This is a genomic window from Martelella sp. NC20, from assembly GCF_013459645.1.
Classification (GTDB): Bacteria; Pseudomonadota; Alphaproteobacteria; order Rhizobiales; family Rhizobiaceae; genus Martelella.
Window position 1 is genome coordinate 2188557 of the sequence record NZ_CP054861.1, and the last position, 22401, is coordinate 2210957.

At 62.2% G+C, this 22401-nt stretch carries 22 protein-coding genes and 1 tRNA gene; 8 read left to right on the plus strand and 15 right to left on the minus strand.

Annotation, left to right across the window (positions count from 1 at the left end):
• Positions 1 to 350 precede the first annotated feature (350 nt).
• From HQ843_RS10470 to HQ843_RS10480, 3 genes are all read right to left on the minus strand, one after another.
• Positions 351 to 426, minus strand: a tRNA-Phe gene (locus HQ843_RS10470).
• A 150-nt stretch (positions 427 to 576) separates the two neighbouring features.
• Positions 577 to 909, minus strand: a complete 333-nt coding sequence (locus HQ843_RS10475; protein WP_180898361.1) for an ArsR/SmtB family transcription factor — start codon at positions 907 to 909, stop codon at positions 577 to 579.
• 33 nt (positions 910 to 942) lie between these two features.
• Entirely contained in the window at positions 943 to 1191 is a 249-nt protein-coding gene (locus tag HQ843_RS10480; RefSeq protein WP_180898360.1) for a hypothetical protein, read from the minus strand.
• A 176-nt stretch (positions 1192 to 1367) separates the two neighbouring features.
• On the opposite strand from HQ843_RS10480, the gene HQ843_RS10485 reads away from it, so the two are divergent.
• Together HQ843_RS10485 and HQ843_RS10490 are read left to right on the plus strand one after the other, a co-directional pair.
• Positions 1368 to 3146 (plus strand): sugar phosphorylase, encoded by a 1779-nt coding sequence (locus HQ843_RS10485; protein ID WP_210275228.1) that lies wholly within the window; start codon positions 1368 to 1370, stop codon positions 3144 to 3146.
• 149 nt (positions 3147 to 3295) lie between these two features.
• Positions 3296 to 4189 carry an MBL fold metallo-hydrolase gene (locus HQ843_RS10490; RefSeq protein WP_180898359.1) on the plus strand — a complete coding sequence of 298 codons (894 nt, stop codon included), beginning with the start codon at positions 3296 to 3298 and terminating at the stop codon, positions 4187 to 4189.
• 9 nt (positions 4190 to 4198) lie between these two features.
• Here the strand turns inward: HQ843_RS10490 and HQ843_RS10495 are convergent, their stop codons facing one another.
• Positions 4199 to 4966 (minus strand): molybdopterin-synthase adenylyltransferase MoeB, encoded by a 768-nt coding sequence (locus tag HQ843_RS10495; protein WP_180898358.1) that lies wholly within the window; start codon positions 4964 to 4966, stop codon positions 4199 to 4201.
• A 66-nt stretch (positions 4967 to 5032) separates the two neighbouring features.
• Here HQ843_RS10495 and HQ843_RS10500 point away from each other — a divergent pair, with 66 nt between their 5' ends.
• The gene (locus HQ843_RS10500; protein ID WP_180898357.1) at positions 5033 to 5236 is read left to right on the plus strand and encodes a SlyX family protein; all 204 of its coding nucleotides are present in this window, start codon (positions 5033 to 5035) and stop codon (positions 5234 to 5236) included.
• Here the strand turns inward: HQ843_RS10500 and recF are convergent.
• From recF to HQ843_RS10535, 7 genes are all read right to left on the minus strand, one after another.
• The gene (recF, locus tag HQ843_RS10505) at positions 5230 to 6354 is read right to left on the minus strand and encodes a DNA replication/repair protein RecF (protein WP_180898356.1); all 1125 of its coding nucleotides are present in this window, start codon (positions 6352 to 6354) and stop codon (positions 5230 to 5232) included. The genes HQ843_RS10500 and recF overlap by 7 nt on opposite strands.
• A 401-nt stretch (positions 6355 to 6755) precedes the next feature.
• Positions 6756 to 7901 (minus strand): molecular chaperone DnaJ, encoded by a 1146-nt coding sequence (gene dnaJ / locus HQ843_RS10510; RefSeq protein WP_180898355.1) that lies wholly within the window; start codon positions 7899 to 7901, stop codon positions 6756 to 6758.
• Positions 7902 to 7982: 81 nt separating this feature from the next.
• The gene (dnaK, locus tag HQ843_RS10515; RefSeq protein WP_180898354.1) at positions 7983 to 9908 is read right to left on the minus strand and encodes a molecular chaperone DnaK; all 1926 of its coding nucleotides are present in this window, start codon (positions 9906 to 9908) and stop codon (positions 7983 to 7985) included.
• 246 nt (positions 9909 to 10154) lie between these two features.
• Positions 10155 to 11270 (minus strand): adenosylhomocysteinase, encoded by a 1116-nt coding sequence (locus HQ843_RS10520; protein WP_246710338.1) that lies wholly within the window; start codon positions 11268 to 11270, stop codon positions 10155 to 10157.
• A 14-nt stretch (positions 11271 to 11284) separates the two neighbouring features.
• Positions 11285 to 11500 (minus strand): hypothetical protein, encoded by a 216-nt coding sequence (locus HQ843_RS10525; RefSeq protein ID WP_180898353.1) that lies wholly within the window; start codon positions 11498 to 11500, stop codon positions 11285 to 11287.
• Positions 11493 to 12185 (minus strand): GNAT family N-acetyltransferase, encoded by a 693-nt coding sequence (locus HQ843_RS10530; protein ID WP_180898352.1) that lies wholly within the window; start codon positions 12183 to 12185, stop codon positions 11493 to 11495. Before HQ843_RS10530 ends, HQ843_RS10525 begins: the two co-directional genes overlap by 8 nt.
• Before the next feature lie 71 nt (positions 12186 to 12256).
• Complete coding sequence (locus HQ843_RS10535) at positions 12257 to 12898, minus strand: 2-dehydro-3-deoxy-phosphogluconate aldolase (protein ID WP_180898351.1); 642 nt, start codon at positions 12896 to 12898, stop codon at positions 12257 to 12259.
• Positions 12899 to 13082: 184 nt separating this feature from the next.
• On the opposite strand from HQ843_RS10535, the gene HQ843_RS10540 reads away from it, so the two are divergent.
• The 4 genes from HQ843_RS10540 (at position 13083) to HQ843_RS10555 (ending at position 16184) form a co-directional block, all read left to right on the plus strand.
• Positions 13083 to 13559, plus strand: coding sequence for a CYTH domain-containing protein (locus tag HQ843_RS10540; protein WP_180898350.1), 477 nt, complete (start codon positions 13083 to 13085; stop codon positions 13557 to 13559).
• Between the two features lies 1 nt (position 13560).
• Entirely contained in the window at positions 13561 to 14475 is a 915-nt protein-coding gene (locus HQ843_RS10545) for a CHAD domain-containing protein (RefSeq protein ID WP_180898349.1), read from the plus strand.
• A 79-nt stretch (positions 14476 to 14554) separates the two neighbouring features.
• Positions 14555 to 15460, plus strand: coding sequence for an oxygen-dependent tRNA uridine(34) hydroxylase TrhO (trhO, locus tag HQ843_RS10550; protein WP_180898348.1), 906 nt, complete (start codon positions 14555 to 14557; stop codon positions 15458 to 15460).
• A gap of 148 nt (positions 15461 to 15608) precedes the next feature.
• The gene (locus HQ843_RS10555) at positions 15609 to 16184 is read left to right on the plus strand and encodes a hypothetical protein (protein WP_180898347.1); all 576 of its coding nucleotides are present in this window, start codon (positions 15609 to 15611) and stop codon (positions 16182 to 16184) included.
• A gap of 124 nt (positions 16185 to 16308) precedes the next feature.
• Here the strand turns inward: HQ843_RS10555 and HQ843_RS10560 are convergent, their stop codons facing one another.
• Complete coding sequence (locus tag HQ843_RS10560) at positions 16309 to 17457, minus strand: GNAT family N-acetyltransferase (protein WP_180903481.1); 1149 nt, start codon at positions 17455 to 17457, stop codon at positions 16309 to 16311.
• A 249-nt stretch (positions 17458 to 17706) separates the two neighbouring features.
• Here HQ843_RS10560 and HQ843_RS10565 point away from each other — a divergent pair, with 249 nt between their 5' ends.
• Positions 17707 to 18102: a DUF2794 domain-containing protein gene (locus tag HQ843_RS10565; RefSeq protein WP_180898345.1), complete on the plus strand. Its 396-nt coding sequence runs from the start codon at positions 17707 to 17709 to the stop codon at positions 18100 to 18102.
• A gap of 535 nt (positions 18103 to 18637) precedes the next feature.
• Here the strand turns inward: HQ843_RS10565 and HQ843_RS10570 are convergent.
• The 3 genes from HQ843_RS10570 to HQ843_RS10580 form a co-directional block, all read right to left on the minus strand.
• Positions 18638 to 19389, minus strand: a protein-coding gene (locus HQ843_RS10570; RefSeq protein WP_180898344.1) for an IS5 family transposase whose coding sequence is annotated in 2 segments (ribosomal slippage) — positions 18638 to 19059 and positions 19059 to 19389 — 753 coding nt in all. Because the reading frame shifts where the segments join, the coding sequence is not laid out codon by codon here.
• A 222-nt stretch (positions 19390 to 19611) separates the two neighbouring features.
• A complete protein-coding gene (locus HQ843_RS10575) occupies positions 19612 to 20991 on the minus strand; it encodes a S41 family peptidase (RefSeq protein ID WP_180898343.1) in 1380 nt (459 codons plus the stop codon).
• Entirely contained in the window at positions 20981 to 22357 is a 1377-nt protein-coding gene (locus HQ843_RS10580; RefSeq protein ID WP_180898342.1) for a murein hydrolase activator EnvC family protein, read from the minus strand. Before HQ843_RS10580 ends, HQ843_RS10575 begins: the two co-directional genes overlap by 11 nt.
• Positions 22358 to 22401: the final 44 nt, after the last annotated feature.

Genomic DNA, 22401 nt, shown 5'->3' on the forward strand with positions numbered 1-22401 from the left:
TTCACGTCGCAGATGACGGGAGGGGTGTCGAAGATGGATACACTATCAGGATCTTGAGCATCAGCACCGCTGGAAATGGCGGACGCTCGCCCTTCGAGCCATCCGGACGTTAAGCGCCTTTGCCAGCGGCTTCTCGAACACAGACCAAGGAATAACGCTGTTGAGCTTCTTCAAGGGGGGCCGACGGCACTCAGCCGCGCTTGGCGCTCATCCAAATCCCAAAAGCTTGTCTGAGCAACCCTCATCGATTCCCCGCAAATCACGCGAGCCGCGTTGAACCAACGCTGTCCTACGCGGTGGGACAAAACCACCATCTAGCTAACGGAAAGACCATTATACTGATGAAAAAGTGGTGCCCAGACGCGGATTCGAACCACGGACACGCGGATTTTCAATCCGCTGCTCTACCAACTGAGCTATCTGGGCCATCGCCCGGGAGGGCGAGGACAGGGCGGCAAGCGCCCTTAAGTGAGCGCGTTTATAGCATCTTGTTTTTTCAAGTCCAGCGGCAAAAAGTGGAATTTCCAAGAATTTTAACACGTAAAAGCAGCGCGCCGGAATTGACCGAGCGCGCCGTCAGCACGGATCTCGCTCGACGAAGCGGTCTGCGAGGCGGACAACCTCTCCAAGCCGGGGATTGCCGAGTTCATAGACCGTTTCATTGTTCTGCCGCCGCATGATAACCAGACCGGACTGGAGCAGCTTTGCGATCGAGGAGATCAGCGGTTTGAAAGCGAGGCCGGTCGCGTGGCTGAGTTCGATCAGCGTTCTGGAACCGGATTGAAGCGCCCTGGCAATAAGCAACCGGTGATCGAAGGCGAGGGCGGACAGGAGTTCGGCTGCGCCGAGAAGCTTTGCATCCGCTTCGCTCGACGTATTAAGGCGGATAACGACGCCAGTATTACCCATGTTATTGACCCATATTTTATTTTTAATTAAAATCTAATTTAGTGACTTATTTTGCTCTATATATGTTGCATTTCCGTCTTCTAATGTATCGTTTTGTTGAGAAAAATCTAGTTGGGCCTGGGCATTTTTGTGATTTCTATCGAGGGTTGCTTTATGTGCGATTTCGAACGTCGTCAACTGCGGATTTTCATTGCCTGATTTTTCGACCGAGGCGCCTGTAATTCCCGGTTTCGACATGGTTACATGCAGGCGCGAGAACGTAAACGCGTCGGCGATCTCCACAGGGTGGCCGAATATAACAGTAATGCGGAGCAAATCGGGTCATGGCCGCGGATCGACAGCTTGATTGTCGGTGATGCGGCGGTGCAGCAAATGCCGATCCCTATGTTGCAGTGCAATTCACAATTGCCAATCGAATGCGACGTGCTAACCTTGTCATCAGGGGAAAGCAGGTAAGCATGACGACAATTTCAGAGACTTCGCAAAAGCCCATGGTTATCACCCGCCGGTTGCGGGAAAGCATCAGGCTCCATCTAGAAGACATCTATCCCGACCATGATTCCCGCGCGCTGACGCGGCAGGTCCTCGAGGCTTTCTGGAGTGACGGCGTTGTGCCGCGCAAACGGGGTCGCACCGCCGGCAACAATATGTGGAGCGCGGACAATACCTATGTCATCACCTACGGCAACTCGATCATCGACGGCGAGCACAAGCCGCTTTCCCTGCTGCAGGATTTCCTGACCGAAAACCTCAAGGGCGTGATCAAGGGCGTGCATATCCTGCCCTATTTCCCCTATACCTCCGATGACGGCTTCGCGATCACCGACTACCGGGTGGTGGACAGCGGGCTGGGCGGCTGGGAGGATATCGAGCGCATCAGCCGCGAATTCCGCCTGATGTCGGATCTGGTGCTGAACCACTGCTCCAGCCAGAGCAACTGGTTCAACGAATTCCGCATGGGCCATGAGCCCTACAAGAATTTCTTCTTTACCGCCTCGCCGGATGACGACCTCTCCGATGTCGTGCGTCCGCGCGCTCATCCATTGTTGCGCAAGGTCGAGACCGCCGACGGCGAAAAGCATGTCTGGTGCACGTTCAGCCACGATCAGGTCGATTTCGACTTCTCCAACCCGGAAGTGCTGCTCGAATTTCTGCGCATCATGCGGTTCCACATCAATCGCGGCGTGCGCACGATCAGGCTGGATGCCTGCGCCTTCATGTGGAAGGAGGTCGGCACCTCGTGCATCCATCTGCCTGAGACCCACGAGATCATCCGGCTGATGCGCGTCCTTGCCGATTTCAGCGAGGAAAGCGTTGTCCTGATCACCGAGACCAACGTGCCGAATGTCGAGAACCTCAGCTATTTCGGCAATCGCAACGAAGCACATATGATCTACAACTTTTCGGCGCCGCCATTGATCCTGCATGCGCTTTTGAACGGCACCTCGCAGTTTCTGAACGCCTGGCAGATGGCGATGCCGCCGGCGCAGATGGGCTGCGCCTATTTCAATTTCACCGCCTCCCATGATGGCATCGGCCTGCGCCCCGCCGAAAGCCTGCTCTCGGAAGAGGCGATTACCTCCATGGTGGACACCATCCAGCAGTTCGGCGGGCGCGTGTCGATGCGCCAGCTCTCCGACGGCACGATGCGGCCCTATGAGATGAATGTGTCGCTGTTCGACGCGCTGAAGGGCACGGTCAGGGGTGAGGACGAGCACAATATCGCCCGCTTCCTCTGCAGCCAGACCATCGCCATGGCGCTGGAGGGTATCCCGGCGTTCTACATCCACTCGCTGCTGGCCACCGGCAACGATCATGAAGGCGTCGAGAAATCCGGCCATAACCGCGCCATCAACCGCCACCGCTGGAATTACGAAAAACTGCAGGAGGCGCTGGCCGACGAGACCACGCAGCATGCCAAGGTCTTCAACGCGATGTGCCGACTGATCGGCATCCGCACCCAGCAGCCGGCCTTCCATCCGAATGCGACGCAGTTCACGCTGCATCTCGGAGAGAAACTGTTCGGCTTCTGGCGCCAGAGCGTCGACCGTTCGCAAAGCGTGTTCGCGATCAACAACGTCACCGACGAGGCGCTGGAGATCCCCCCCATGTCGCTCAATCTCATCGGCGGCGAGAACTGGGTGGATCTGATCACCGGCGATGAGATCACCGCCGGCGGCAGCAAGATCTCCTTCGCGCCCTATCAGTGCCGATGGATTTCGAACAGGTTTCAGTAAGGTCCCGCGTGTTTCAAGGCGGCCCCGCCGTTGCCGGCGCGCCTGACCGGGCGCTCATGTCGCAGCCTGCCGACAGATTTGCCTCTTGCGTCTGGGCCCATCAATCATCAACTTGAAATCACGCGTCGTTTTTTCGAGGAGACACGTTCATGATACCGCCCTTGCCCTTCGAACCCGAACCCGGTCTGAAACCGGAGGTTCTCGGCTTTTTCGACAAGGCCACCAACACGATTTCCTATATTGTGAAGGACCCGGCTTCCGACGCCTGCGCGGTCATCGACAGCGTCATGGATTTCGATCATGCGGCCGGCCGTATCACCTATGAAAGCGCAGACCGGCTGATCGGGACGATCCGCGACAATGGCTGGCGTCTGGAGTGGATCATCGAGACCCATGTTCACGCCGACCATCTGTCCGGCGCGCCCTATATCCAGCAGCAACTCGGCGGCAAGCTCGGCATCGGCGAGAACATCATCATCGTGCAGGATACGTTCGGCAAGGTTTTCAACGAGGGAACCGAATTCCAGCGCGACGGCTCCCAGTTCGACCGGCTGTTTGCAGATGGCGACAGCTATCGGATCGGGACGATGACGGCCCATGTCATGCACACGCCCGGCCATACGCCGGCCTGCATGACCCATGTGATCGGCGATGCCGCTTTCGTCGGCGATACGCTGTTCATGCCGGATGGTGGTTCGGCGCGGGCCGATTTCCCCGGCGGCGATGCGCGCGTGCTCTACCGTTCCAGTAAGCGGGTGCTGCGACTGCCCGAGGAAACCCGGCTGTTCATCTGCCATGATTACGGGCCGAACGGCCGCGACATCGCCTGGGAAACCACGGTCGGCTCGGAGCGCCAGCACAACATCCATCTCAAAGACGGCGTCAGCGAGGATGAATTCGTGAAGATGCGGGAGACGCGTGATGCAACGCTTTCCATGCCCAGGCTGATCCTGCCCTCGCTGCAGGTCAACATGCGCGCGGGCGAAATACCGAAGGATAGCGACGGCCGGCCGATGCTGAAACTACCGATCAACGCCCTTTGATATCGCCGTTTACCGCGCCGGTTTGCGCGCGTAGAAAATCGTCTCGAAGCGCGCCCCGAGGCCATCATAGAGCAGCAGCCGGCCGATCAGCGGTTCGCCGGCTCCGGTGATCAGCTTTATCGCCTCCATCGCCATCAGCGTGCCGATGACGCCGGTAACGGGCCCGATCACCCCGGCCTCGGCGCAGGAGGGCACGAGGCCTGCCGGCGGCGGCTTCGGATAGAGATCGCGGTAGCGCGGGTTGGCCGCGCCGTCCTTGCCGGCTTCATAGGGTTTCAGCACCGTCAGCGAACCATCGAAGCGGCCGACAGCGCCGGTGACCAGCGGGATTTTCGCCCGCTCCGCCGCATCGGCCGCGCGGTAGCGGGTGCCGAAATTGTCGGAGCCGTCGATCAGGAGGTCGAAACCCTTCAGAACGTCATCGATATTGTCGTCACCGAGGCGTTCGTCATAGCGCCGGCTGATCACATGCGGGTTGATGCGGGCGATCGCGCGCGCGGCACTGTCTGTTTTCTTCTCGCCGATCGTGCCGCTGTCGTGAATGACCTGGCGCTGCAGGTTGGAGAGGCTGACGCCGTCATCATCGGCGATGCCGAGCGTGCCGACGCCGGCGGCGGCCAGATAGGCGAGCACCGGTGAGCCGAGACCGCCCGCGCCGATCACCAGCACACGGGCGCGCTTCAGCGCCTGCTGGCCCGCCCCGCCGATTTCCGGCAGCACGATATGGCGGGCGTAACGTTCGATCTCGTCGGAAGAAAAGGGTTCACTGTCGCTCATCGCCGCACTATAGCATTGGCGGGAGGAACGGATAGCGCCGATCCCGCAAACGTGATGGAAAATCCCATGAGTGACGACCGTATTTTGCAGTTGGAAGAGACTGTCGCCTATCAGGCGAAGACCATCGACGAGTTGTCGGAACAGCTTGCCGCGCAGTGGACGGAAATCGACCGGCTGAAAAAACGGTTCGAGGTTCTGACCGAGCGGTTTCTGACGCTGGAGGAGACCGCCGGCGAGCGCCCGGCGATCACAAAACCACCGCATTACTGAGCGGCAATCTTGCCGCCGGCAACGTCGAAGAACTGGCCGCGATCGCCCAGCGCATCAAACAGCGCCCGGTCCGTGCCGGTCATGAAGGCCTGACCGCCGATATCGTCGATCCGCGTAAACAGCGCCGCGCGCCGGCCGGCATCGAGATGGGCGGCGACCTCATCGAACAGCATGATCGGCGGATGGCCGCTGATCCGACGGGTGAGCTTTGCATGCGCCAGCACCAGCCCGATCAGCAGCGCCTTCTGTTCTCCGGTCGAACAGAGCGCCGCCTCCATCGCCTTTGCCGCATGGCGCACCTCCAGATCGCTGCGGTGCGGGCCGTCGAGCGTGCGCCCTGCGCCGGCATCGCGAAACCGCTCCTCTTCCAGAGCCGCGCGGTAACGGTCCTCGAGGTCGATCGCCGGCGCTTCGGCATGATCGGCGAAGAAGCCTGAAATGGCGATCTCGGGCGCCGGAAACGGCGAGCCGCCCGTCGTCTCGGCGATCAGCGCGGCAAGCAGCGTCACCAGTTCGCGCCGCGCAAGCGCCATCGCCACGCCGAGGCTCGCCATCTGCTGTTCCAGCCCGGAAAGCCAGGCCGGTTCCATGCGCCGTTCGGAAAGCAGGCGGTTGCGCGAGCGCATCGCGCGCTCGAAATCGGCGACGCGGCGGCCATGGGCGGGGTCGATGGACAGCACCATGCGATCGACGAACCGGCGGCGGTCGGAGGCCCCGCCGGTGAAAAGCCCGTCCATTGCCGGCGTCAGCCAGATCACGCGGGCATGGTCGAGAAGCTCGTCGCCGGATGCCGCCGGCGTGCCGTTGATGCGCACCTTCCGGCCCGCGCCCTCCGCGCCATCCGTGCCGGTACCGATGGCGACCGCCCCTTCCATGCCCTCAAGCTCGGCAAAAACGGAAAACCCGGCCGCGGCCTCCTTGCGCACCACCTGCCCATAGGCCGCGCGCCGCATGCCGCGCCCCGGCGACAGAAACGAAACCGCTTCCATCAGATTGGTCTTGCCCGACCCGTTATCGCCGGTCAGCACAACATGCCGCCCATCAAAGGCAAGTGCCGCCTTTTCATAGTTGCGGAAATCCGTGAGTTTCAGCGCGGTAAGGAAGATCGAGGGCAGCATGGTACCGGTTTTCGGTTCAAATCAGTCCGCTTCTTATGGGGCAAAAGCGGGTAAGGCGAAAGGCTGTTGAGGCAGTTGCGCCGCTGTCAACTTGCCGGCATCCACGAAGTTCGGCCACGCGACACCGGCCTTTCGGTCTTGCGTCACCGTCTCAGTTTTCCGTCATCCCGGCCCTGAACCGGGATCCAGGGCCATGCGACTTGCGCCTCGGTTGTGGATGTCAGATGGAAACGCCTTGCCAGACTGCCCTGGACGCCGGGTCAAGCCCGGCGTGACGGATGGGTGGCTGCGAGACACAAGCGCCGGGTCGAGCCCGGCATGCCGGACAGGAAGGGAGCGCCACCAGCAAAAAGGCGCCGGAAAACCCGACGCCTTGAAATGTGTCTGACTCTCTCGTCCGTTTACTCGGTGCCGAAGAAATCCTTCATCTTCGAGAAGAACCCGTTCGATTCCGGGTTGTTCTCGTTGGAGGACAGTTCCTCGAATTCCTGCAGCAGCTCACGTTGGCGTTTGGTGAGCTTTTGTGGGGTTTCAACGCGGACCTGGATATAGAGGTCGCCGCGGTGGGACGAGCGCAGCACCGGCATGCCCTTGCCCTTCAGGCGGAACTGCTTGCCGGCCTGGGTGCCTTCGGGAACCGCGACCCGCGACTTTGCGCCGTCGAGCGTGGTGACCTCGAACTTGCCGCCGAGCGCTGCCTGGGTCATTGAGATCGGCACCGAGCAGTGCAGGTCCGCCCCATCGCGCTGGAAGAACGGATGCGGCTTGACCGACAGGAAGATGTAGAGGTCGCCGGACGGTCCGCCGCGCAACCCGGCCTCACCCTCGCCCTGAAGGCGGATGCGAGTGCCGTCCTCGATGCCGGACGGAATGTTGACCGAGAGCGAACGCTCCTCGATCTTGCGGCCCTCGCCATGGCATTTGGGGCAGGGGTCGGAGATCGTCTCACCGCGGCCGTGGCAGGTCGGGCAGGTGCGTTCGACGGAAAAGAAGCCCTGGGCGGCGCGTACGCGCCCCGCGCCATGGCAGGTGGCGCAGGTCGTCGGCGTCGAGCCGGGTTTTGCGCCCGAGCCGGAGCATTCGTCGCACACGACCGAGCTCGGCACCCGGATCTGGGCCGTCTTGCCGTGAAACGCCTCATCAAGGCTGATTTCCATATTATAGCGCAGATCCGCGCCGCGTTCGCGTCCGTTCGGCTGGCGACGGCCACGCGCGCCGCCCATCATTTCGCCAAAAATGTCCTCGAAGATGTCCGAGAAACCGCCCGCGCCGCCGAAACCCTGCGCGCCGCCGCCAAATCCGGCAGCGCCCGGCCCGCCGTTCTCGAATGCGGCATGGCCGAAGCGGTCATAGGCGGCCCGCTTCTGCGGGTCCTTCAGGGTTTCATAGGCTTCGTTGATTTCCTTGAATTTCTTCTCGGCGTCAGCGTTGTCCGGGTTGCGGTCGGGGTGATACTTCATCGCAAGCTTGCGGAAAGCGCTCTTCATCTCCTTCTCGTCAGCCGAGCGACCGACGCCGAGTGTCTCGTAATAATCCGCTTTTGCCATGGAGATGCCATACCTCTTGAAAAAGAGTGACCGGCCGTCCGAGGACGGCCGGAATCATATCAGTCCTACCCGATCGTCGGATCAGGCCGATTTCTTCTTGTCGTCATCGTCGCTGACGTCTTCGAAATCGGCGTCGACCACATCCGACTGGGCATCACGGGCGGCATCGGCGGAAGCCTGGGCCTCCTCGTCGGTCTGCTGGGCCTCGTAGATCGCCTGACCGAGCTTCATGGAGGTTTCCATCAGCGTCTGGGTCTTGGCCTGAATGTCTTCGGCATTCGGCTCTTCGGCGGCAACGGCGGTCTTCAGCTCGTCGATCGCGGTCTGGATGGCGTTGCGATCATCCTCGGAGACCTTGTCGCCATGCTCCTTGAGCGACTGCTCGGAGGAGTGGATCAGGCTTTCGGCCTGGTTCCTGGCCTCGACGGCGGCACGGCGCTTCTTGTCTTCGTCGGCATGGCTTTCGGCGTCCTTGACCATCTGCTCGATGTCGGCGTCGGAGAGACCACCCGAAGCCTGGATGCGGATCTGGTGTTCCTTGCCGGTGCCCTTGTCCTTGGCCGAGACGTTGACGATGCCGTTGGCGTCGATGTCGAAGGTCACCTCGATCTGCGGCACGCCGCGCGGCGCCGGCGGAATGCCGACGAGGTCGAACTGACCGAGCATCTTGTTGTCGGCCGCCATTTCACGCTCGCCCTGGGCAACGCGGATGGTCACGGCGGACTGGTTGTCCTCGGCCGTCGAGAAGGTCTGGCTCTTCTTCGTCGGGATCGTGGTGTTGCGGTCGATCAGGCGGGTGAACACGCCGCCGAGCGTTTCGATGCCGAGCGACAGCGGGGTCACGTCGAGCAGCAGAACGTCCTTGACATCGCCCTGCAGCACGCCGCCCTGGATCGCAGCGCCGAGCGCCACGACTTCATCCGGGTTCACGCCCTTGTGCGGTTCCTTGCCGAACAGCTGCTTGACGGTTTCCTGCACCTTCGGCATGCGGCTCATGCCGCCGACGAGAACGACTTCGTCGATCTCGCTCGCCGAGACGCCGGCGTCCTTGAGTGCAGCCTTGCAGGGGCCGACCGTGCGCTTGACGAGGTCATCGACAAGGCTTTCGAACTTGGCGCGGGTCAGCTTCAGCGTCAGATGCTTCGGACCGGAGGCATCGGCGGTGATGAACGGCAGGTTGATTTCGGTCTGCTGCGAGGACGACAGCTCGATCTTCGCCTTTTCGGCGGCTTCCTTCAGGCGCTGAAGCGCAAGCTTGTCGGAGCGCAGGTCGATGCCGTTTTCCTTCTTGAACTCGTCAGCGAGATAACCGACGAGACGCATGTCGAAGTCTTCGCCGCCGAGGAAGGTGTCGCCATTGGTCGACTTCACTTCGAAGACGCCGTCGCCGATCTCGAGGATCGACACGTCGAAGGTGCCGCCGCCAAGGTCGTAGACAGCGATGGTCTTGCCTTCGTTCTTGTCGAGGCCATAGGCGAGCGCTGCTGCCGTCGGCTCGTTGATGATGCGCAGCACTTCAAGGCCGGCGATCTTGCCGGCGTCCTTGGTGGCCTGACGCTGGGCGTCGTTGAAGTAGGCCGGAACCGTGATGACGGCCTGCTCGACCTTTTCGCCGAGATAGGCTTCCGCGGTTTCCTTCATCTTCTGAAGGATCATCGCCGAGACCTGCGACGGAGAGTAGGACTTGCCGTTGGCCTGGACCCAGGCATCGCCATTGTCGCCCTTGACGATTTCGAAGGGGACGAGGCCCTTGTCCTTGGTCACGGTCGGGTCTTCGTAGCGGCGGCCGATCAGGCGCTTCACCGCGAACAGCGTGTTGGTGGGATTGGTCACCGCCTGGCGCTTGGCCGGCTGGCCGACGAGGCGCTCGCCATCCTCGGAAAAGGCCACCATCGACGGCGTGGTGCGCGCGCCTTCGGCGTTTTCGATCACCTTCGCATCCTTGCCATCCATGATGGCGATGCAGGAGTTGGTGGTTCCCAGGTCGATACCAATTACTTTAGCCATTTTTACTTCTCTCCTTTTAAGCAGGCCATCAGAACCCTTCAGGCATTCCTTGATGGCCCCTTGAGCATGGTCTTGATTTGATTTCCAGCGCCGCGATAACGCCGTTGTGATCGGTATATAATAAGCGTCAAAACGCTCTGCAAGTCGAAGGAGGCGGCTTAAAACGCCATTTATGACTATATTTTACGCATGATCGCGGAAGGCCCAGCCGGTGCACACAGCCCTGCAATACCGATTCGCGACCGGTCATGCCGCATCCGGGCAGGCCCGTTCCCAGACGGCGCGCGGAAGCAGGTGCACCCCGCTTTCCGCAGCCTCCCCTCCGCCGACGATATGGCCGATGCCTTCGGCCATCACCGCAAGCGTCATGTCGAAGGCGTTGAGGCTGTCGCCCTCGCCGCCGACAAGGTTCGCCATCGCGCCGTCGACGAACAGATGCACGCTTGTGCCGGAGCCAAGGCGATAGGTGGTGACAGAGGGCAAGGCCCTGATTTTCGGGAGGTCTGCCAGAGGGGCGAGTTCAATCTCGTCGATGCGATGGCCGGCGTTCAGCAGGAAGCATCCATCCTTCAGCCGTTCGATCACGGAGAACGGAAGAACATGATGGGCGCCGGTTCCGGTGACGATCACATCGGCCAGCGGCGCAAGCGCTGCCACCGGGCCGGCGATCCAGCCGTCATAGCGCGCCTGCAGCAATCGCGCGGGGTCGATCTCGGCCACCATCACCGCGCCGCCAAAGGCCCGGGCGCTTGCCGCAAGGCCCTGGCCGACAGAGCCATAGCCGACCACCAGCACGGTCTTCTCATGCAGGCTCAACAGCGTACGGGTAAAGAACGCGTTCCAGGTGGTGAGCCCCACCATGTGGCGGTTATGCAGCCCTTCCTTCACCGGCAGGTCGTCCCAGTTGAAGATCGGCCACGGCGGCAATGCGCCCTGAAGCCGGTTGATGCCGGAGCCCGTGGCCTCAAGCCCGGCTTTGATCGCGGGCATCGGCGCGCCTTCAGAGAGCAGCATATGGGTAAAGTCCGCGCCCATCTCGCACAGATGGGTCGGGCCCCAGTCGAGCCCGGCGCGGATCGCCGCGCGCCAGTCGTCCTCCGGCATGTCCTTATAGGCCTCGACCCGCGCGCCTGTGGCCCGCATCGCGTCCGCCACGTCATTGCGCACGGTTGCCGGATTGCAGGTGGTCACGTAAAGCGCCGCCCCGCGTTTTGCGAGCCCCTCCACCAGAGGCTGCATCTTCATGTCGAGATGCATGCTCATCGCCAGACGGATGCCGGTCATATCCGGCAGGTTTTCAACGGCGCGCGCGGTGCGCGGCATATGGGCATTCGCCCATGTCGGCGTGATTTCGCTCATCATCAGCCTGTCCCCGTTCAGCGTCCGTGCCGGCGCTGATAGCGGCCGCGCAGCCAGAGCACCAGAAATACCGCCAGCACGAAGGCGATGCCGACGCCGACCGCGAGCAGGACCGAGAACTGCGCCAGATAATTGACCGCATCGGGCAGGAAATAGCCGCCGACCAGGAGGCCGAAAAAGATCAGCGCCGCGGCGATGATCGCCGAACGATTGCCGCCGGGTTGATCAGCCATTCGCTCTATCCTCTCTGATTTCCGCAAGCGAGCGGACCTGCATGCCGCCGGCGGTGAAATTTTCCGGCGCGAGAAACGCCTCGAACGCGGCCTTCAGCTCCGGCCATTCGCTGTCGATCATCGCATACCATGCGGTATCGCGGTTCCTGCCCTTGGCGACCATATGGTTGCGGAACACGCCCTCATAGGTAAAGCCGAGCCGCCGCGCGCTCGAATGGCTCTTTTCGTTTTCGTTGTTGAGCTTCCATTCATAGCGACGATAGCCGAGATCGTCGAAAATGTGGCGCGCCATCATATAATGCGCCTCGGTTGCCATGGTGGAGCGCTGCATCGCCGGACCATGGGCCACGGAACCGACCTCGATCACGCCGTTCTTTTCGTCAAGCCGCATATAGCTTGCGGTGCCGACCAGCCTGCCGCTCTCGCGCGAGCGGAAGACCCGGGTGACATAGCTTCCCGAGGCGTTTTCGCGGTCGAGCCAGGCGCGAAAATCGGCCGGCCCCGTAAAAAGCGCGTTCGGGAAATACTTCAGAAGATCGTTGATCGCGTCCGCCGTTCCGCCGAGCCCCTGCCAGAGTTCAGCCGCGTGGCGTTCTCCGTCATAGGGCTCGACGATCACGCTTACGCCTTCCGCGACAACCGGCCGGGGGCGTTCGCGGGGTGTGAAACCGGTCAGATCCTGCATCGCAATACCTTTGCAATCGGAAAGACCCCGACGGCAGGCCGGGGTCGTCAAGAAATCGAAATGGCGAGGGCCTAGACCCTCAGCGTCGCACAGGCCTCTTCGGCGAGTTTGCGGATGCCGTCCCAGTCGCCGCGCGCGACCATGCCCTTCGGCGCCACCCACGAGCCGCCGACGCAGATGACATTGGGAAGCTTCAGATAGTCGGGCGCATTCTGGAGCGTGATGCCGCCGGTCGGGCAGAACCTGATATCGGGAATCGGCGAGGACAGCGCCTTCAGATAGGGCGCGCCGCCGGCCTGTTCGGCGGGGAAGAATTTCATCAACCGGTAGCCTTCCTCGCGCAGCGACAGCATTTCGCTGGCCGTCGCCGTGCCCGGCAGCAGCGGCACGTCGCTGTCATCGGCGGCATCGAGAATATCGCCGTTGATGCCCGGCGAGACGATGAACTGGGCGCCCGCCTTTTCGGCTGCGGCATAATCGCGCGCGGAAAGGATGGTGCCGGCGCCGATCACGGCCCCTTCGATCTCATCGGTCATCGCCTTGATGGCATCCAGCGCGGCGTCGGTCCGCAGCGTGATTTCCAGCGTCTTGAGCCCGCCTTCCACCAGCGCGCGCGCCAGCGGCACGGCGTGTTCGACGGATTCGACGATCATCACCGGGATGACGGGTTGCGCGGTCAGCGCCTTGAGGAGGGTTTCTGTCTTCGCTTCCATTCTCGCACCGCTGTCTTGGTTGATATTGTCCTTGGGATACCCCGGCGAAGCCGGCAAGTCGAGCCCTGAACCGGGCTTAATCATCGCGGCCCATTGCCTGTGACCGCCGTCATCTTCATAACGTATTTTCGTCACGGCGGCGTGACCGCCGGAGGCAAGGCTGCAACCGTCCGGGAGAGCGATGATGGCCAAGGAAATCGAACGCAAGTTTCTGGTCGATGGCGGCGGCTGGAAGGATGGCGCGGAAAAGGGCGTCCGCCTGACCCAGGCCTATCTGATGAGCGGGCCGGAGCGGGCCGTCAGGGTGCGCATCTTCGATGGCGGTCATGCGCGGCTGACGATGAAGTTCGGCGGCGCCGGGCTGATCCGGGACGAATATGAATATGAGATCCCGCTCGCCGATGCGCTGGAACTTGTGACCCATGCCCTGGGTTCCGTTATCGACAAGACCCGCTACCGCCTCGCCGACGGCGCATTCGTCTGGGAAATCGACGTCTACCACGACGACCTCGCCGGGCTGGTGGTGGCAGAGGTGGAACTGCCCGATGAAGCCGCCAGGCCCGGCCTTCCCGAATGGCTCGGCCGTGAGGTGACCGGCGATCCGCGCTACCTGAACCAGACGCTTGCCGAAACCGGCATGCGCCCCAAGGAGGCAGACTGACATGTCATTCACGCTCGACCCCGACCGTCCGTTCGACGCAGCGGTCAGGAAAGTTGTCGTCTCCCAGCTTGAGGACGCGATCCGCATGCTGAAGAAGCAGCCGGCCGGCATCCATGAGGCGATCCACGACGCCCGCAAGAAGTTCAAGCGGGTGCGCGGCCTCTACCGGCTGATCCGTCCCGCCGCGAAGGATTTCGCGAGGGAGGAAAATGCCCGCATCCGTGATCTGGCGAAAACGCTTTCGGCCGACCGGGACGCGGCCGCGCTGATCGAGTGCGCCCGTTATCTCCGGCTGAACGCGGCCGATGGAAACGCCGATATGGCACTGGCCCGGCTGGAGGCGGTGCTGATCGCGCGGCGTGATGCAACGGCGCTATCCGACGACGCGCTGCAGAAAAAGGCGAAGGCGGCGGTCGGCGCCTGCCGGGAGGCGATCGCGGCGGTCGAAAAGCAGGATTTCGACGAGCGAAAACCGGAAAAGGCGATCGCCAAGGCCTGGCGCAAGCAGCTCGCCGCCGCGCACGTCGCCGTCATGGCGGCGCGGGCCGAGGCGACGGACGAGAATTTCCACGAACTGCGCAAGGAGGCGCAGACCTACTGGATGTTCTGTTCGCTTGTCGCCCCCGTCTGGCCGACAGCCCTCAAGGCCAAGCGCTCCGACGCCAAGGCGCTTGCCGACCTCATCGGCCACGAGCACGACCTGAGTGTCATGTTGGTGCTGCTCGGCGGTCCCGATGCCCCGGAGCTTCCCGAGGAAGCCCGGCGGATCTGCCGCGATCAGGCGCTGACGCTGAGGTCACGGCTTCGCCGGCAGGCGGTGAAGGCCGCCCGCAAGGTGTTCGACGACGAGGCCGAAATCGAGAGCGCGATCGTCAAAACGCTCTGGCGAAAGCGCGGCTGGCAGGGGCAAGGCTGACAATTGCAAAGCCGCGGCAATGGGTGTATCTGCCAGCCCGGCGCCCTTGCCGATTGAAAACGTAACGCGGAGACAGACCATGTCCTATCTGGTCGCAGCTCTTTATCATTTTGCCCGCTTTTCCGATTTCACCGCGTTCCGCGCGCCGCTTCAGGCTGTTGCCGACGACAACGGCGTCAAGGGCACGCTGCTGCTCGCCCATGAAGGCATCAACGGCACGATTGCCGGTTCCGATGAGGGGATCGCCAATGTGCTGGCCTTCATCCGCGCCCGTCCCGAGCTTGCCGGCATGGAGCACAAGGAAAGCCATGCCACGAAGATGCCGTTCAACCGCATGAAGGTGCGGCTGAAGAAGGAAATCGTCACCATGGGCGTCGACGATATCGATCCCCTGAAGACGGTCGGCACCTATGTCGAGGCCCGCGACTGGAACGACCTGATTTCCGATCCCGACACGATCGTGATCGACACCCGCAATGACTACGAGACCGCGATCGGCACGTTTCGCGGCGCCGTTGACCCGAAGACCAGGACCTTCCGTGAATTTCCCCGCTGGGTCGCCGAAAACCAGGGTCTGCACAACAAGCCGAAGATCGCGATGTACTGCACCGGCGGCATCCGCTGCGAAAAGGCGTCGGCCTTCATGAAGGAGCAGGGCTTCGATGAGGTCTACCACCTCAAGGGCGGCATCCTGAAATATCTCGAGGACGTGCCGGAAGACCAGAGCCTGTGGGATGGCGCCTGCTTCGTGTTCGACGAGCGCGTTTCCGTCACCCATGGCCTGAGGGAAGGCGAGCACCAGCTCTGCCACGCCTGCCGCCATCCGGTGACGCCCGAGGACAGGCTTGCCGCCTCCTACGAGGAAGGCGTTTCCTGCCCGCATTGCGCCGACAGCTATTCGGACGCCGACCGCGTCCGTTTCCGCGAACGCCAGCACCAGATCGCGCTGGCGAAAGCCCGCGGCGAGCGCCATCTCGGCGCATAGCGCGCGTCCAGGAAAAGCGGAGACCGGTTTTCCGTGCGGACGGGTCTGGGAACACATGCGCCGGGTTCTGTTCTGCACTCGACTTTACCCGCCCTTAATCATGATCAGGTAGGTAAAGCGTCAACAATCAAGCAAGACGGTCGGCATCATGCGTTTTCTGGCAAAATCACTGGTCATTTCGGCAGCGGCGCTGCTTTCGGCCTGTTCGACATTCTCGTTCCTGCCGGGGGCGTCCGATCCGATCCCCACGCCGATCGCCGCCAATCCGGCATCGCTCCGGATCGCGGTTCTGGCGCCGGAGGAATTCCGGTTGCCGAAAGGCGAGATCGAGCTGACTGTCTATCAGCGCGGCGCTGGCGGCGATATCAGCCAGGATTACATGCTGGTGAATGCCGAGCCGGAAAGCGCCGCCGCCGCCGTTGCCGAATTCCGCAAGCCGGGACAGGTGTTGACGCTGCTCAGGCTTTCGCCCGCCGATGCGCTGCGCCTGCGCGACCAGCAGGAACAGATGGCGGTCGCCCGCAATGCCGCCGGCTCCAAGCCGGGCTTCGAGGTCGATCTCGATTCCACCTGCTGGAACGGTCCGCTGGTGGCGCCTGTCGTGCCGCTCGATGTGCTGATCAGGGCGGATTCCGACGAGGAATTCCATCCGCTGCTGTCTGATATCGACATTTTCGAACTGATGAACCGGCCGGAAGACTCGCGCCTGAAAAGATGCAGCTGAGGCGTCGGATTTCTGCTAGAGCATTTCCGGTGACAACGGGATCACCGGAAATGCTCTATCCATTTTTGACGCATTTTCGCGGACGTCAGGTGATTCCACCTGACTGCGAAATGCTCTGAAAGTCTCAGTCGCGGCGGTCGCGGGCCAGCGCGTCGATGGCGCGTTCCATGCCGGGGCGGATCGCCACCATCAGCGTGGCATAGCCTTCCTCGACCGGCCAGAAGCGTTCGGCGAGATACGGTCCGACGCCGGGAGCGGCGCGGGTAACCGCGATATTGGCGTCGCGGGTGTTCCATTCCGTCAGACGCATGATCAACTGCTCGTCGACCGCTTCCTTTTCCATGTCTGGCCGCACGAACACCTGCCAGATCCAGGCCTCGCCGCCGGTAACGGGCTGGATCGCTGCCGCAATCATCTCGCCGTCGAGATAGAGCGCATGGATCCTGAGCTGGTCGTTGCGGGTAAGCTTCCTCGCCGTTGGCAGCAGCGCTGAAAACCGGGACCGGTCTTCGGCGACCGTGGTCGCAAGCGCTGCGAGCTCTTCCAGCATCAACGCCGTTTCGGACGGATTGCGGGCGACATGATAGCCGATCCTGCCGCGCGCCTTCAGCGCTTCCCACTTTGAAAGATTGGCCTGCCAGGCTTCGCGCTCGGCGGATGTCAGCGCGGGGTTGGGATCGATCGGCCCCGACAGCGCGCGCCTGCGGCGGGCATGGGTGACGCGGAAGGCGAGACCCCGGGCGGCGGCCACCGCGCGGGCAAAGCGCATGAACGCGCCATCGGCGAGCAGGTGTGGAAACACGGCAATGCCCGGCAGGTTGACGAGCGCGCCGGCCAGCGCCTCGAAAAGCTGATCGAGCGTTGCCATCGGCCGATGGCGCGACACAAGCGGCGCATGATAGCCGATATCGCCGATCGCGTGGGCCAGAAGATGCGAGCCATTGCCGCGCACCGAAAAGGTCATCAGCGCGGTAAGGCTGTCATCGCTTGCGCCATCTTCCATCAGCGCCACCCGCAGCAGCGAGTGGCGCTCGCCGAGCGCCGGCAGCAGGAAAGCCGGGGTCTGGAAGATATTGTTCTCGATCGCGGTATCCGCCAGCCGCTCCATCGCCGTTTCCATATGGTCGGGCGCTTGCGAGTAAAGCGAGAATTCGCCGCCGCTTCTGACCTCGAGGCGGATATCGGGTACCGCCTTGCCGGGCTGTACGACGGAGAGTTTGGATTTGAGGCGGGCGGGCGGACGCTGGCCGAGGTCCTTGCGAATGATGCTCATGGCCGCGCCCTCTTTGCCCGGGCGCCACCGCGCAATGCGCGCGGCATGTCCGGCAAGACGGGCAGCTCTGGGGGACCTGAACGCATGGATACTGAACTCTTACAAACACACTTAACAAGGGATAACCGGTTTCAGTTAACAAAGCGTTGGCTGCGGGGCGTTGGCCGGGGTGGCCGAAACCGGCCTTGCAATTTTGGCCGATACGGGCAGACTGTCTTGCAAGTGTCATGTTTGCGAAGCGGAGACGCCATGGCTGAGAAGCCGGAAACGCAACGCGGCCGGGCCGCTGTCAACGCCAATGTGGTGGACCTGACCCAATATCGCTCCGGCCGGAAGGCCGAGCCCCTGCCGGTCACCTTCCACCGGCGCGAGCTGGATGCAATCCTCTGGATCTACGGCCGCATGGTCGGCGAGGGTGAATGGCGCGATTATGCGCTGGACCACATGAAGGACAGGGCGGTGTTCTCGGTATTCAAGCGCGCCGGCGAACTGCCGCTCTACCGGATCGAGAAAAACCCGAAACTCGCCGCCAGACAGGGCGCCTTCTCGGTCACCAACACCGCCGGTATGGTGCTCAAGCGCGGGCATGATCTGAAGCAGGTGCTGAAGGTGTTCGACCGTAACCTCAAGCTGGTCGAGAAGTAGTTCCGTCGCGCCGGGCCGCGAGCGCAGCGTCTTCGGCGGGAGAGCGAACGAAAGGCCCAGTTTGTTGACAAACCAGCCCCCTTTTACGGGCGTCATCCTTGGGCTTGTCCCGAGGATTTAATACCAACAGTCATTCTCAATGACCCAGACTGCTGACAAAGCTATCCTTTTTACGGACGTCATCCTCGGCCTTGTGCCGAGGATCTAACCACGGTCCCGCACGAGCGGCGTTGGCGTTTCGTAAGGCCCGTAAGGGATTGTATTTGAACTGACTTTTCGTCCGAGACGCCTGTCGAGTAGATGCGTGCTTAGATGCTCGGGACAGGCCCGAGCATGACGGCGGAGAGGGAGGCAGGCTTTGTCAGCAGACAGCAAGCAATCACGGCGTTGTCTCGTTCTTCGCCCTGGACCCCGGCTCAAGGCCGGGGTGACGGCGGAGAGGTAGGCGTTGCCGCGCTCACGCGTGAGGTTTGTCGACATGTCGGGCTGGGACGGGTTTCGGCCCCTTCATGCGCGAACTAGGGTCTGTGGGGATTCATCGTGAGTTGATCACAGCCGCTGCCAGATAGATCATGGCCTCAAAGCTCTGGTCCGTTTTACAGGCTCTCATAGCGATGCGCTTGAACTCTTTGAGTTTGCAGAAGAAGTTTTCGATCAGGTGTCGCCATTTGTAAATCTCAGTGTCGATTTGGAGAGGCACTGATCGACGCGGATGTTGCGAGATTACTATTTTCGCGCCGCGCTCGTTGAGATCGGCTACAATGTTGTTGCTATCGAAAGCCTTGTCGGCGAGTAGCGCACCGAACTCGATGCCATCGATGAGCGGCGCGACGCCGACCGTGTCGAAGCGATGGCCCGGCAGCAATTCGAACCGGACCAGATTGCCTAAAGCATCGGTCAGTGCCAGGATTTTGGTTGTCATCCCACCTTTTGAGCGACCAATGGCCTGGCTCTGAGTCCCCCTTTTGCGCCCTGACCGTGTCGGTGGACCTTGACGATGGTGGCATCCACCATGGCGTATTCCATGTCCGGTTCATCAGAGAGGGCATCGAATATGCGTTTGAAAATGTCGGCTTCACGCCAGTCGCGAAACCGGCGGAATGCCGTGCTCCAGTTGCCAAACGCAGCGGGCAGGTCACGCCATGGGCTGCCCGTGCGCACAATCCAAAGCACAGCCTCAATGAACAGCCGGTTGTTTCTTCCGCTGCGACCGGGATCCAGAGGCTTCCCCAGACAATGCGGCTCTATCTTCGCCCATTGGGCATCTGTCAGTACAAAACGATCCATCCAAAGCGTGAATCACATTCGCGCTGATTTGTGAATCCCCACAGACCCTAGAGCGTCGGGCGATTAGTTGGCATCGCCCGACGCTCTAGATTCTCTATTTTTGCGCGTCGGGTTAACGAAAAACCGGATTCCACTTTTTCGCCCGACGCTCTAATGTTGAGCGACGTATTTGACAACGTCAGGCAGAACCCTGCCTGACGTTATATTTCTCCGGCGACGTCCTCAGTGGGCGTCTTCCATTGCCTTCTCGGGCTCCGGTGTCTTGGCGGCCTGCAGCTCCTTGACCGCCTTTTCCGGATCGGCCGGGAAGGCCGCGTTGGTGATCTTGCCTTCCAGAAGGTCGATCGCGTATTTCAGCTGCACATCGTCCTCGGTTTCGCGCGGTACATAGGCAACCGAGCCGGAGCCCTCTTCGGTTTCCTTGTCGCCCTGGATATGACCGCGAAGCGCGGATTCGCCTTCAGGGCGGATCAGGCCTTCGAGGTCCTCCGGCAACACCTGTTCGACGATGATGTCGGGGCTGATGCCGGTGCCCTGGATCGAGGTGCCGGACGGGGTGTAGTAGAGCGCCGTCGTCAGCCGGAGCGAGCCTTCGCCGCCGAGCGGTACGATGGTCTGGACCGAGCCCTTGCCGAAGGTGCGGGTGCCGACCAGCGTCGCCCGCTTCAGGTCCTGCAGCGCGCCGGCGACGATTTCGGACGCCGATGCCGAGCCGCCGTTGACGAGCACGACCAGCGGCTTGCCGTCGGTGACATCGCCCGGACCGGCATCGAAGCGGCGGGTTTCGCTGGCATTGCGGCCGCGGGTGGAAACCACCTCGCCCTCATCGAGGAAGGTGTCGGCGACGGACACGGCCTGGTTCAGGAAACCGCCCGGGTTGAGGCGAAGGTCGAGAATGTAGCCCTTGAGCTTGTCTTCCGGCACTTCCTTCTTGATCTCGGCTATGGCCTCCAGCAGGCTGTCGTCGAGCTTCTCGTTCATGAAGGTGGTCAGGCGGATATAGCCGATATCGTCGTTTTCAACACGCCATTTGACCGACTGAACCGGGATCACGCCGCGTACGATCGTCATCTCGATCGGCTTGGTCACGCCGTCACGGATGATGGTGACGTCGATCGGCTCGCCGACCTCGCCGCGCATGCGGTCGACCGCATCGTTGAGCGACATGCCGCGCACGCTTTCGCCATCGATCTCCACGATCTTGTCGCCGGAGAGAACCCCGGCATTGGAAGCGGGCGTATCGTCGATGGGGGCGACGACCTTGACGACGTCATCCTCCATCGTCACCTCGATGCCGAGCCCGCCGAATTCGCCCTTCGACTGGTCGCGCATCTCCTCGGATTCCTCGGCCGTCATATAGCTCGAATGCGGGTCCAGCCCGCTCAGCATGCCGTTGATCGCATCCTGGATCATCTGCTGTTCGTCCGGCGGCGAGACATACTGGCTGCGCACCCGCTCGAAAACATCGCCGAACAGCGACATCTCGCGGTAGGTTGAATCGTCGCCGGCCGCGCGTGCCGGAATATCGGCTGAAACCAGTATGCCGGTCGCCGAAGCGCCGATCACGGCGCCTGCCAGCAGAAGCGTTGCCCTACGTATCATTGCGTGCCTTTCCATCAGTATTGTCCACCCACCAGGGTTGAGAATCGACCGGCTTTCCATTGTGTCGGAACTCAATGTAGAGCGTCGGCCTGTCCGTTTCCAGCGCCATTGTCGCAGCGCTCGCGATCCGTCTGGTGCCCATCTCGGCCAGCGGCTCGCCGGAGAATATGAAATCGCCCTGGCGAACCTTGAGATCATCCATGCCGGTCATGACGATATGGTAGCCGTCGCCGACATTGAGGATGACCATCTCTCCGTAACTTCTGAAACGCCCGGCGTAAACCACCGTTGCGTCGGCAGGGGCGCTGACGAGCGCGCCCGGCCGCGCGGCGATGGTCATTCCGGTCGCCCGGTGTCCCGTGCCATCCGGATCGCCGTATCGGCGCAGAATTTCGCCTGAAACCGGCAGGATCAGACGGCCTTTCAGGTCAGAGAATGGATATGCCGGCGCAATGCGGTTTTTATCGGGCGTTGAGGACAGCGCGCGCTGGCGCGCCTCGATCTGCTGCGCCTCGGTCATCTGCCGGCGTTTTTCGGCTTCCTGCCGCGCCAGAAGGGCGGCGTTGCGGGCGGAAGTCATCTCGGTTTCGAGGCTGGCGATCAGGCCGTTGAGGTCGGTCGCACGCGCTGCAAGCATCTCTGCCTGCCGGCGTTCCGCTTCGAGCGCTTCCGCGTTGGTCTCGCCGGCCTTTTCGTTTTCGGCGATCAGGAGGTCCATGCGCCGGCTTTCCTCGGCAAGGCTGTCGAGGTCGCCGGCAAGCCCGTCGCGCGCCTGCTGCTGCTCGGCCTTGACCGCCTGCAGCGATTTCAGATCGGCCAGCACGGTTTCCATCCGGGCCCGCATCTCCGGAACGACACCGTTCAGCAGAATGGCGCTTCTGACGGAATCTAGCGCGTCGCCGGGGGCGACCAGAAGCGCAGGCGGCGGGTCGCGGCCCATGCGCTGGAGTGCTGCGAGCACATCGGCGAGCACATCGCGCTCGGCGTTGAGCGAGGTCTTCAGCCGGTCTTCCTCATCGGAGAGCTCGGAGAGCCGGGTTTCGGCTGCGCCGATCTGCTCCTCCAGCCGCCGTCGCCGCTCGGCCGATGCCACCAGCGCTTCCTTCAGGCTCGCGGTATCGCCGGCAAGGGCGTCGATCTCGGCCGTAAGCGCCGTGATCTTGTCGTTGGAAAGCGCGATCGAGCTTTCGATCCGGTCGAGCTCGATCTCCTTGTTCGAGCGCTCGGTCGCCAGCTTGTCGACGAGCCCGGTGGAGCCGGCGGTCGGCTCCTCCGCCGCGGCGGACGCGGCAATCGCCCAGGCGGCCCAGACGGCAATGCCGCAGGCGAGGATTATCCGCATTGGTCGGGCCGTGGTCACTGCCATTTCCGTTTCCGCGCGAGGAAAAGGGGATTTAGATCGCGGAGAGG

Excerpts from the sequence above, each read along its gene's own strand:
- HQ843_RS10530 (WP_180898352.1), bottom strand. The coding sequence starts at position 12,185 with ATGCAGGATCTGACCGGTTTCACACCCCGCGAACGCCCCCGGCCGGTT.
- HQ843_RS10520 (WP_246710338.1), bottom strand. The coding sequence starts at position 11,270 with ATGATGAGCGAAATCACGCCGACATGGGCGAATGCCCATATGCCGCGC.
- dnaK (WP_180898354.1), bottom strand. The coding sequence starts at position 9,908 with ATGGCTAAAGTAATTGGTATCGACCTGGGAACCACCAACTCCTGCATC.
- HQ843_RS10545 (WP_180898349.1), top strand. The coding sequence starts at position 13,561 with ATGTCATTCACGCTCGACCCCGACCGTCCGTTCGACGCAGCGGTCAGG.
- HQ843_RS10575 (WP_180898343.1), bottom strand. The coding sequence starts at position 20,991 with ATGATACGTAGGGCAACGCTTCTGCTGGCAGGCGCCGTGATCGGCGCT.
- HQ843_RS10525 (WP_180898353.1), bottom strand. The coding sequence starts at position 11,500 with ATGGCTGATCAACCCGGCGGCAATCGTTCGGCGATCATCGCCGCGGCG.
- HQ843_RS10580 (WP_180898342.1), bottom strand. The coding sequence starts at position 22,357 with ATGGCAGTGACCACGGCCCGACCAATGCGGATAATCCTCGCCTGCGGC.
- HQ843_RS10565 (WP_180898345.1), top strand. The coding sequence starts at position 17,707 with ATGGCTGAGAAGCCGGAAACGCAACGCGGCCGGGCCGCTGTCAACGCC.
- HQ843_RS10475 (WP_180898361.1), bottom strand. The coding sequence starts at position 909 with ATGGGTAATACTGGCGTCGTTATCCGCCTTAATACGTCGAGCGAAGCG.
- HQ843_RS10495 (WP_180898358.1), bottom strand. The coding sequence starts at position 4,966 with ATGAGCGACAGTGAACCCTTTTCTTCCGACGAGATCGAACGTTACGCC.
- HQ843_RS10485 (WP_210275228.1), top strand. The coding sequence starts at position 1,368 with ATGACGACAATTTCAGAGACTTCGCAAAAGCCCATGGTTATCACCCGC.
- trhO (WP_180898348.1), top strand. The coding sequence starts at position 14,555 with ATGTCCTATCTGGTCGCAGCTCTTTATCATTTTGCCCGCTTTTCCGAT.
- HQ843_RS10535 (WP_180898351.1), bottom strand. The coding sequence starts at position 12,898 with ATGGAAGCGAAGACAGAAACCCTCCTCAAGGCGCTGACCGCGCAACCC.
- dnaJ (WP_180898355.1), bottom strand. The coding sequence starts at position 7,901 with ATGGCAAAAGCGGATTATTACGAGACACTCGGCGTCGGTCGCTCGGCT.
- HQ843_RS10540 (WP_180898350.1), top strand. The coding sequence starts at position 13,083 with ATGGCCAAGGAAATCGAACGCAAGTTTCTGGTCGATGGCGGCGGCTGG.
- recF (WP_180898356.1), bottom strand. The coding sequence starts at position 6,354 with ATGCTGCCCTCGATCTTCCTTACCGCGCTGAAACTCACGGATTTCCGC.
- HQ843_RS10490 (WP_180898359.1), top strand. The coding sequence starts at position 3,296 with ATGATACCGCCCTTGCCCTTCGAACCCGAACCCGGTCTGAAACCGGAG.
- HQ843_RS10555 (WP_180898347.1), top strand. The coding sequence starts at position 15,609 with ATGCGTTTTCTGGCAAAATCACTGGTCATTTCGGCAGCGGCGCTGCTT.
- HQ843_RS10560 (WP_180903481.1), bottom strand. The coding sequence starts at position 17,457 with ATGAGCATCATTCGCAAGGACCTCGGCCAGCGTCCGCCCGCCCGCCTC.
- HQ843_RS10500 (WP_180898357.1), top strand. The coding sequence starts at position 5,033 with ATGAGTGACGACCGTATTTTGCAGTTGGAAGAGACTGTCGCCTATCAG.